Genomic DNA, 9,696 nt, shown 5'->3' with positions numbered 1-9,696 from the left:
ATCTTCATAAGTTAATTTCATTATAAAACACCCCAAAAGTTAGATTTTTTCTGTCTAACTTTTGGGGTGCAGTTCAGTTGTAACCTCAGTGTTTTTTTAGCTCCTTCAAGAAATACCAACTCCCCATCTCTACTTGGTTAAAGCTAATCTCGTTAGAGTAGACTTCCTTGTAGCCATTTTTGGTATAAAAATAGACATTTCCCTTTGTATTGGTATAAAAGGCTAGTTTTTCCCCTTTAATCTCTTCCAAGAAAGGCTCAATTCCTTCTGTCATAAAGCGACTGCCATAACCCTGACGTTGGTGTTTGGGAGCCACTGCGAGAAGCATCAAATACCAATCAAAGTCTACATTTTGCTCCAATTCCTTATCAGTGTCCTCCATAAATTTAAAGTAGGCCAACATATTCTTCAAGGAAATAAACTTGAGCAAGCCCAATCCCCCATTTAAGAGATAGGCCCGAAAAGGAATCGGTCCCTTTTGCAACAAGGCAACTGCATAAATTTCATCGTTCTTTTCTGCCACAAGGCAAATATGGTGCTTGAGAAAAACCTTCACCAAGATGCGCATCATTGCCTCAACAAAGGCAGGGTATTGCTTGGGATCACGCACCAAATCCTTGATGACTTTTAAAAATAGATACTCCTCAAAGGCTGTACTGGCTACTCGAACCACCTGATCCAAATCTGCTTTTTTTGCTTTTCTGTACTTCATCTTCTCTCCTATTCTAAGTCCACTTTCCAGTATACACTATCCCTCCCTCTTAGACAAAGGTCAATTTCCCACAATTTATTCATTCAAACCAGCAAAAAGAGGCCTCCCCAGGCGAGTCCCAGCCCCCAAGCAACGAGGACATCCTTAGGATAGTGAACCCCTCCGATAACTCGGACAAGAGCTAATAAAAGAGACAGGAGCATCGAGCACATTCCAAACGGAAGCGACAACTGACAGACACACATAGAGATAATGGTCGCCGAAAATACATGTCGGCTAGGAAAGGAATGACCGGATGAATTTTTTTCTAATAATGGTTGAATCTCCCACTTCTCATAAGGTCTCGGAACATTGACCCAATGACGAAAGATGCTAAACAAGACAAAGCCCGTAGCAGGAATCCAGATAAAAGGCCAGATTCCTCCCATTGAAGTTTTCTTTAAGAACAGCCAACAAAAGACCAGGCCGTAGATGCCTGGCATGGCGAACGTCAAGATTCGATTCATCCTTTGCAGAACCTGCACACGATGTGGTTTTCTCGTGAAAGGCAGGGTTAGCCAACGATAAAATTTCGGATAATCTTGAAGATTGGGCTTCATGTTGGAACTCCTGTCTGTCATCTCATTTTTGTACCTACTAGTATACGCGATCCTAAGAAAACCTGTCAAGCCAGGCTTCTTTTTTATCGTTTCTTTCTTCTTTTTCTCATTTTCATCCATCTAATTTTGAGGATTTGTCATTTTTCTGTATCTAAGAATCATCTTTTCCAATTTCTCTGCTAAAAAATAGGATAGAAGTTCACGAAACGAACTTCTATCCTATTTTTGCAGTTTGTATGCTACGCCCTTTGTATCTTGTTTTACGCTACTTCTTCTGTGAATTGGCTATTGTAGAGATCAGCATAGAAGCCATTTTGGCTCATGAGTTCTTGGTGGTTTCCTTGCTCGATAATATTTCCATCTTTCATCACGAGAATCAAATCCGCATTGCGGATAGTGGACAAGCGATGGGCAATGACAAAAGAGGTCCGGCCTTCCATTAGTTTGTCCATGGCTTTTTGAATCAACTCTTCTGTACGGGTATCGACAGATGAGGTTGCTTCATCCAAGATGAGGAGTGGAGCATCCTTCAAGAGGGCACGCGCAATGGTCAAGAGCTGCTTCTGACCGACAGATAAGGTGACCGAATCATCTAGCACGGTATCGTAGCCATTCGGCAAGGTCCGGATAAAGTGATGGACCCCAACCGCCCGTGTTGCCGCTTCGACGGCTTCATCGGAAATATCGGTTTGATTGAAAACCAGATTCTCCCGAATAGTGCCCTCAAAGAGCCAGGTATCTTGTAAGACCATGGAGAAGGCATCATGAACTTCTTCGCGGCTCATGGCCTTGGTATCCACACCATCGATAGCAATTTTACCAGCTTGAATATCGTAAAAACGCATCAAGAGATTGACCATAGTCGTCTTACCTGCTCCTGTCGGACCAACAATGGCCACTTTCTGTCCTGGTTTCGCTTCAGCGGTAAAGTCATGAATAATGGTCTTATCTGGTGCGTAACCAAAGCGCACATGCTCGAAGCTAACATGCCCTTTCGGTGTTCCCAACTGGCGCGTTTTTTGAGATTCGTCTTCCATTTCTTCTTCGCCTAAGAATTCAAAGACCCGCCCCATGGCTGCACTGGCTGATTGCAATTGGGTAATTCCTTGGGCCATTTGCCCAATTGGTTGGGTAAAGATGCGGACATAGGTCATAAAGGCAACAATGGTCCCGATGGTAATGTCTCCGTTGATAGTAAGGACAGCCCCAACGATACAGACCATGACATAGCCGAAGTTCCCTACAAATTGCATCAAGGGCATCATGATCCCAGAAAAGAATTGGGATTTCCACATGCTATGGTACAAATCTTGGTTGATGGCATCAAATTGCTCTTTGGCTTGATGACGACCATTATAGGAAATGACCACATTGTGCCCACTATAGATTTCTTCTACATAGCCTGAAACTTTGGCAAGGTTGGCTTGCTGTTGCTTAAAGAGAGGCTGGCTCTTGACCATAATGATACTAGATAAGCCAAACCCTCCAAAAACAGAGAGGATGGCTGTCAGGGCAAGATGCCAATCCGTCTTAAACATCATAAAGATCGATCCAACCAATAAGACGATGGAAGAAACCATTTGCACCAAACTTTGGTTAAAGGATTGGGTCATCAAATCCACGTCATTGGTCACACGAGACAAGGTATCTCCTTGTTCATGGCTATCAAAATATTGGAGGGGTACCCGATTGATCTTCTCAGCGATGGCATTGCGCAAGCGTTCTGCGAAACGCTGAATCATGGTGGAGATAATAAAACTACTGCTGTATGAGACCAAGGCCCCTACTCCATAAAGGACGGCTAAGGTCAGAGCAATCGAAGTGATCTTGTCAATATCAATGGCGCCTCCCATCCCTTTTGTGATGGTATCCGTGATTTCTTTTAATTTATCTGGTCCAATAACCGTGATTACACTCGATACGATCGAAAAGAGGATGGCAATTCCAAAAAATAGGTGGAAGCCCTTCAAATAAGGAGAAAGTCGGCTCCAAAGGGACGATGTTTGCTTTGTCTTATGCATGTTCTAACTCCTCCTTAGATAATTGTGAATAGGCAATTTCTTGATAGACTTCATTGGTCTCAAGCAATTCCTTGTGGGTTCCTTGACCAACGACCTTCCCTTGATCCAAGACCAAGATCAAATCTGCATCCATAATGGTCGAAATCCGTTGGGCGACGATCAATCTGGTCGTATCTGCCAGCTCTTCTTTCAAAGCTTGGCGAAGGATCCGATCCGTTTTGTAATCCAGGGCTGAGAAGGAATCATCAAAGATCAGGATCTCAGGTTTGCGAGCCAGAGCGCGTGCAATGGCCAAGCGTTGCCGTTGACCACCTGAGAAGTTGGTTCCTCCTTGTGCTACTTCTGTATCCAAGCCCTTTTCTTTTGTGGCCACAAACTCTTTGGCTTGGGCCAATTCAAGAGCCTTCCAGATGGCTTCATCTTCTAATTTTCCTTGACTACTTTCTCCAAATTCCATATTGGAGCGAATCGTACCGCTAAAGAGCACTGGTTTTTGTGGAATGTAGCCGACTTTATTGTTCAAATCTTGGTGGCTATAGTCCTTGACATTGAGGCCATCTACAAGAATCTTTCCTTCTGTTGCATCGTAAAAGCGCGGAATCAAATTGACCAAAGTGGACTTCCCAGAACCAGTCGACCCGATGAAAGCAACAGTTTGTCCTTTCTGAGCTGAGAAGGTCACATGCTCCATCACCGCACGAGAAGTCCGCCCATACCGAAAGGAAACATCTTGAAATTCTACTGTACCTTCAAGATTGGTTCTTGTCTTTGATTCACTTGGAAAGGCTACAGAAGGATCCAATGCCAGCACCTGGTTAATCCGTTTCGCAGATACCAAGGCACGAGGAAGGATAATCAAGATGGCCACCATCATCATGAAGCCAATGACAACTTGCATGGCATATGAGGAGAAGGTGATCATATCTGAGAAGACCTTGGTTCGATCCGCTAAAGCTGGACTAGTAAGGATCTTGGTAGGATCTTTTGGCATAGCGATATCATTGATCAAGTGGGCTCCGATCCAGTAGATAGCTAGGGTCAAGCCACTTGAAACCACTGTCATAACCGGGTTCATCAAAGACATCAAGCGATAAACAAAGAGATTGAGGCGGGTTAAACCCTTATTTTCAGCTTGGAATTTTTCATTTTGATAAGTTTCCGCATTGTAAGCGCGAACCACCCGTACTCCTGTCAAACTCTCCCGTGTTGTGGCATTCAAGGCATCCGTCAAGCCTTGCACTTTTTGCTGGCGAGGGAAGGCAATCAGAACTAGAACAGAAAGAAGAAGCAAGACGATTAAGACCGCCACACCAACAGAAGTTGTCCATGCACTGCTCTTGCCCCAAATCTTGGTCAAAGCCCAAACGGCCATAATGGGACCACGCGTCACCACCTGCATCCCCATGACAATCATGATTTGTAACTGGGTCAAATCATTGGTCGTCCGTGTCAAGAGAGAAGGCACAGAAAATTTCTTGATCTCGGCATCAGAGTAATCCATCACTTGGTGGAAAATCTCTCCTCGCAGTCGTGTTGTAAAGCTGGCAGCGACTCGTGAAGCTAGAAAGCCTACAAAAACAGCCATCAAAAAACTTCCAAAGGAGAAGAGCAACATCTTACTCCCCGGTTCCATAATGTCAGAAACTTTTGTCCCCTTCTTTGCTAAGAGAGTCGTGATATCGAATAGGTATTCAGGGGTCTTTAAATCCATCCAAACAGCCAGACAGATAAAGACCGTACTAAGGGCAATCATGCCCCATTCTTTGGCAGTTAACCGCCGAAATATATTGATCATTCCTTGCTCCTTTTTTTCATATTCTCATAAAATTGCTGCATGACTTTGAAAAAGATTGTCAATTCTTCTTCTGATACACCCGCTACTAGACTCTGGTCTACCTCTTCAAAGAATAGCTTCATATCCTTCAAATTGGCTTTCACACTGTCTACTAGGAAGACAAACTTGGCCCGTTTATCTGTCGGACTTGGCTCAATATAGATAAATCCGTTTCTCTCCATGCGTTTGATTAGGTTACTGGCCACTGATTTTGAAATATGAAGCTCTTGTTCAATATCCCGAATCAAGGTCACTTTTCCCTCTTTTTCACGATGGGATAAAAAGACAAGAACTTGTCCTTGGGGTCCTGCAAAAAATTCAAACCCACGCTTTTTAGCTTCTCTTTCCACCAAAAGGTGAATGAGATGACCTACTTTTTTAAATTCTTGTAAAGGCTTATCCATCATTCCTCCAAATAGTTCTCTTAAGAACTTTAAAGTTACTATGGGAACTATTTTAACACAAAAAAGATCCCTGTCAAGAAAAAAGTTTCTATAGGAACTAAAAAGAGAGTGGGACAGAAATCGGTCATTCGTTAGAATTCGATTTCGTAGTCCCACCTCCGCACAGTTGAGTAGGGCTGTAAAAGCTGATGAAATCAGCGTAGTAGAGCCCACTCAACCACTGCGCCTTGCTCGACAATCCAACATCAAAAAGAGGCTAGGACTTTTGTCCCAGCCTCTGTCCACTTTTAGATAATAATACCTTCTAGATGATCCATTTCGTGCTGACAGATCTGGGCTGGAAAACCTGACAAATGAATCGTTTTTGCTTTCCAATTCACATCTCGATAGGCCACTGTCATCTCCTCATAACGAGTTATTGGCCGACTCCCCACTAAAGATAAACATCCTTCCTCTGTTTGATAAGGCTTTTTCTTTTCAAGGAGAACAGGATTAAACATGACCAGATTTTCATTTCCCATTCGAATGATAATCGCCCGCTTTTTCACTCCGATCATATCATATTGGCCGCTAAACCGACACACTCAAGGAGATGAGCATTTAAGGTGTCCTGCAAATCCAAAGCCAAGGTGCGATCCTCAGGTGTCGCTTCTTCTGACTTTTGACCCAAAAATAAGACATCCTTTACAATATTCTTTTTCATTCCTTCCCTCTCTTCTTTTTAGATAGACGAAAGAAACCGAGACAAATCAGTCTCGGTCTCGCTCTTGTTTCTAGCCTCTAAGAGACAATTGCTTCTTATTTTTTAAGCTTCTCGCTCACTTCTTTTGCAAGAACAAAGTTCCCCAAGGTCGCTGAACCATTGCCAGCAACTGCAGGTGTCACAATATAATCTCTCACATCTGGTACAGGGAGGTAACCGTTCAATAATGCTGTAAATTTCGTCCGCACACGATCCAGCATATGTTGTTGGGCCATGACTCCTCCTCCAAAAACAATGACGTCTGGGCGGAAGGTAACCGTCGCATTTACTGCTGCTTGTGCAATGTAGTAGGCTTGAATATCCCATACATTGCTGTTGAGTTCAATATTTTCCCCACGAATCCCTGTACGAGCTTCGAGACTTGGTCCAGCCGCAAAACCTTCCAAACAACCATTGTGGAAAGGACAAACACCCTTGAATTCTTTTTCTACATCCATTGGGTGTTGGGCAACATAGTAGTGACCCATTTCTGGGTGTCCAGCACCCCCGATAAACTCACCACGTTGGATGACACCAGCACCGATTCCTGTGCCGATTGTATAGTAAACCAAGTTTTCGATATGGCCACCCGCATTATTACGCGCGACTACTTCTCCATAGGCAGAGCTATTCACGTCTGTCGTGAAATAGATAGGCACATTTAAAGCACGACGAATCCCTCCAACAATATCTACATTGGCCCAATTTGGTTTTGGAGTCGTTGTGATGAAACCATATGTGTTCGAATTTGGATCAATATCAATCGGACCGAATGATCCAATTGCTAAACCAGCCAAGTTTTCAAATTTTGAGAAAAATTCAATGGTTTTGTCAATAGTCTCAATTGGCTTGGTTGTCGGAAATTGCACTTTTTCAATTACATTGTAGTTCTCATCACCAACCGCACAAACAAATTTTGTACCGCCAGCTTCCAAACTTCCGTATAATTTTGTCATGTTGGCTCCTTTTTATTATGAAAAATATCCTGTATTTATTATAGCATATTTTGTAGTCAATCTTTTTCTCTTCTCTAAAGAAAAAACACACCTTTCTTGAGAAATAAAATTCAAGGACTGGAGATGATCTGACCAGTCCTTGAGAACTTATTGATTTGATTAAGCTTTGACTTCGATGATGGCATCACCCTTCACAACAGATCCAGTTGCAACAGGTGTGACAGAGGCAAAGTCAGCTGTGTTAGTAACAATCACCATAGTTGTGTCTTCAAGACCAGCTGCGGCGATTTTCGCTGCATCAAATGTACCAAGGATATCACCAGCTTTCACTTTATCACCTTGAGTTACTTTTTGATCAAATCCTTCCCCGTTCATTGATACGGTATCAATCCCAACGTGGATCAAGATTTCAGCACCATTAGCTGTTTTCAAACCGTAAGCATGTCCAGTTGCAAAAGCAATGGTTACTTCAGCATCAGCTGGTGCATAGACAACGCCTTCAGTTGGTTTGATGGCAATTCCTTGTCCCATCGCACCACTTGAGAAAACAGGATCATTCACATCAGCAAGTGCTACTGTACTACCAACGATAGGTGTTACAATCACTTCATCTGCCAAAGTTGCTTCAACTTCTTCTGAAGCAGCTGCAACTTCTTTGGCTTCTGCTTTTTCAGAAGTTTCTGCTGTCGCTACATTTCCTTCCGCGGCAAACACAGCTGATGCTTTTGTCTTACCGTAGAAGTAAGTCAATGCAAAGGCTACCGCAAAGGCAATCACTTCACACAAGAGATAGAATGGGATTGACGTTGCATTGATTGAAAGGAATCCAAGGAAACCTGCTGATCCAAGTGAAACAGCAACGACTTGGAGAAGACCCGCAAAGAGGGCACCAACTGCTGAACCGATAAGGGCACAGAAGAATGGGAATTTGTATTTCAAGTTTACCCCGAAGAGGGCTGGTTCGGTGATCCCAAGAAGGGCTGACACCCCTGCAGAAGATGCAAGACCTTTGGTTTTTTCGCTCTTCGTCAAGAACAAGATGGCAAAGGTTGCAGCACCTTGCGCTACGTTAGCCATTGATGCAACGACAAAGATGAAATCTCCATGACCACTACCATTTTGCCATGCTGAAAGCAATTGTGTTTCGATAGCTGGGAATGATTGGTGAAGACCTGTCATAACGATCAATGAGTAAGTTCCACCAAAGACTGTCATACCGATAAAGCTTGTTGTGTTGTACAACCATACAATAGCGTCTGTGATTCCGTTTGAAACCAAGAGCATCACTGGCCCAACAACCGTAAAGGTAAGGAATCCAGTAATCATCACAGAAAGCAATGGAGTAAAGGTAAAGTCAACCGCAGATGGCAATTTCTTGTGGAAGAATTTTTCCAAATGTGCCAAAATCCAGATCGCTGCTAAAACAGGAATAACTTGATAAGCATAGTTTGTTTGTGCTACATTGTAACCAAAGATATCCCAGAATTTAGTGGCCCCACCAAGATCTGGTGTAGTCATGATCATACCGATCGCAGCACCCAAGAAAATGTTTGCTCCAAAACGTTTCGCCGCTGAAATACCAACTAAAATTGGCAAGAACATAAATGGTGCAGCAGACATCAATTGGATCATTGCTGAAAGGCCCTTGATAGCTGGGTACATTTCTTCCAATGATTTTGGTCCAAACAAACCAGCAGAAGTCAAGAAGTTTCGAAGAGCCATCAAGAGACCACCTGCAACCAAGGCAGGAATGATTGGAACGAAGATATCAGACAAGAGTTTGATCAAGGCCATCAATGGGTTGAATTTCTTATCTTTTGCAGCGATTTGTTTCAAATCGTCTGTTGATACTTCTTTCAAACCAGTCGCTTTAATCAGCTCTTCATAAACAAAGTTTACATCTCCAGGTCCGATGATAACTTGGTACTGACCATCTGATTTGAAGGTTCCTTTGACATCTGCATTGTTATCAAGTGCTGCTTGATCAACTTTGCTATCGTCTTTCAATACCAAACGTAGACGTGTTGCACAGTGTGCTGCCGCAACAAGGTTATCTTTACCGACTGCTTCGATAACCTCTTTGGCTACTTTATTGTAATCCATAAAGTAAATCTCCTTATATTTTGTAATGTAAACGGTTCAACCGTCTCTACGTTTTCAATTGTACCACGTATTGAAAATATGTCAACCGTTTTGCAGAATTTTTTTGAAACTATATTGGACTTTTTGACACCTTTTGACGACATGAAACTATTTTCATTCCAAAATGTGTATATATTACGCTCTTATGCACTTTATGTAGATTTATTACTTTCATTTTCTTTCATTTTTTCATAAATTTTCACACCTCCCTATTTTAAATAGGGGGTAAATCAGATGTCAATCGTTTGACATTTTTTGCCATTTTTTTCATTTAATGCTTGCATTT

The 9,696-nt window shown here is 42.7% G+C and carries 7 protein-coding genes and 1 pseudogene; all 8 read right to left on the bottom strand.

The window, feature by feature from the left end; all coding sequences use genetic code 11:
* Window positions 1–85: 85 nt before the first annotated feature.
* The 8 genes and pseudogenes from JX304_RS02695 to JX304_RS02660 all read right to left on the bottom strand — a co-directional run bounded on the left by JX304_RS02695 (window position 86) and on the right by JX304_RS02660 (window position 9,371).
* Window positions 86–712, bottom strand: a complete 627-nt coding sequence (locus JX304_RS02695) for a GNAT family N-acetyltransferase (RefSeq protein ID WP_205011151.1) — start codon at window positions 710–712, stop codon at window positions 86–88.
* Window positions 713–795: 83 nt separating this feature from the next.
* Window positions 796–1,311 (bottom strand): phosphatase PAP2 family protein, encoded by a 516-nt coding sequence (locus JX304_RS02690; protein ID WP_205011150.1) that lies wholly within the window; start codon window positions 1,309–1,311, stop codon window positions 796–798.
* Between the two features lie 260 nt (window positions 1,312–1,571).
* Window positions 1,572–3,332 carry an ABC transporter ATP-binding protein gene (locus JX304_RS02685; protein WP_205011149.1) on the bottom strand — a complete coding sequence of 587 codons (1,761 nt, stop codon included), beginning with the start codon at window positions 3,330–3,332 and terminating at the stop codon, window positions 1,572–1,574.
* Entirely contained in the window at window positions 3,325–5,127 is a 1,803-nt protein-coding gene (locus JX304_RS02680) for an ABC transporter ATP-binding protein (RefSeq protein WP_205011148.1), read from the bottom strand. The genes JX304_RS02685 and JX304_RS02680 overlap by 8 nt, the downstream gene beginning before the upstream one ends.
* Window positions 5,124–5,570, bottom strand: a complete 447-nt coding sequence (locus JX304_RS02675) for a MarR family winged helix-turn-helix transcriptional regulator (RefSeq protein ID WP_205011147.1) — start codon at window positions 5,568–5,570, stop codon at window positions 5,124–5,126. Before JX304_RS02675 ends, JX304_RS02680 begins: the two co-directional genes overlap by 4 nt.
* Window positions 5,571–5,857: 287 nt before the next feature.
* Window positions 5,858–6,273: pseudogene (locus JX304_RS02670) on the bottom strand (peptide deformylase).
* Between the two features lie 95 nt (window positions 6,274–6,368).
* Window positions 6,369–7,268 carry a fructokinase ScrK gene (scrK, locus tag JX304_RS02665; protein ID WP_205011146.1) on the bottom strand — a complete coding sequence of 300 codons (900 nt, stop codon included), beginning with the start codon at window positions 7,266–7,268 and terminating at the stop codon, window positions 6,369–6,371.
* 159 nt (window positions 7,269–7,427) lie between these two features.
* On the bottom strand, window positions 7,428–9,371 hold the full coding sequence (locus tag JX304_RS02660) for a sucrose-specific PTS transporter subunit IIBC (protein ID WP_205011145.1): 1,944 nt from the start codon (window positions 9,369–9,371) through the stop codon (window positions 7,428–7,430).
* Window positions 9,372–9,696: the final 325 nt, after the last annotated feature.

Origin of the sequence: Streptococcus parasanguinis (genome assembly GCF_901875555.1) — a bacterium.
In the GTDB taxonomy this organism is placed as follows: domain Bacteria; phylum Bacillota; class Bacilli; order Lactobacillales; family Streptococcaceae; genus Streptococcus; species Streptococcus parasanguinis_H.
The sequence above is the reverse complement of the archived record's forward strand: the minus strand, read 5'-3'. Positions and strand labels throughout refer to the sequence as shown.

Excerpts from the sequence above, each read along its gene's own strand:
- JX304_RS02695 (WP_205011151.1), bottom strand. The coding sequence starts at position 712 with ATGAAGTACAGAAAAGCAAAAAAAGCAGATTTGGATCAGGTGGTTCGA.
- JX304_RS02690 (WP_205011150.1), bottom strand. The coding sequence starts at position 1,311 with ATGAAGCCCAATCTTCAAGATTATCCGAAATTTTATCGTTGGCTAACC.
- JX304_RS02685 (WP_205011149.1), bottom strand. The coding sequence starts at position 3,332 with ATGCATAAGACAAAGCAAACATCGTCCCTTTGGAGCCGACTTTCTCCT.
- JX304_RS02680 (WP_205011148.1), bottom strand. The coding sequence starts at position 5,127 with ATGATCAATATATTTCGGCGGTTAACTGCCAAAGAATGGGGCATGATT.
- JX304_RS02675 (WP_205011147.1), bottom strand. The coding sequence starts at position 5,570 with ATGGATAAGCCTTTACAAGAATTTAAAAAAGTAGGTCATCTCATTCAC.
- scrK (WP_205011146.1), bottom strand. The coding sequence starts at position 7,268 with ATGACAAAATTATACGGAAGTTTGGAAGCTGGCGGTACAAAATTTGTT.
- JX304_RS02660 (WP_205011145.1), bottom strand. The coding sequence starts at position 9,371 with ATGGATTACAATAAAGTAGCCAAAGAGGTTATCGAAGCAGTCGGTAAA.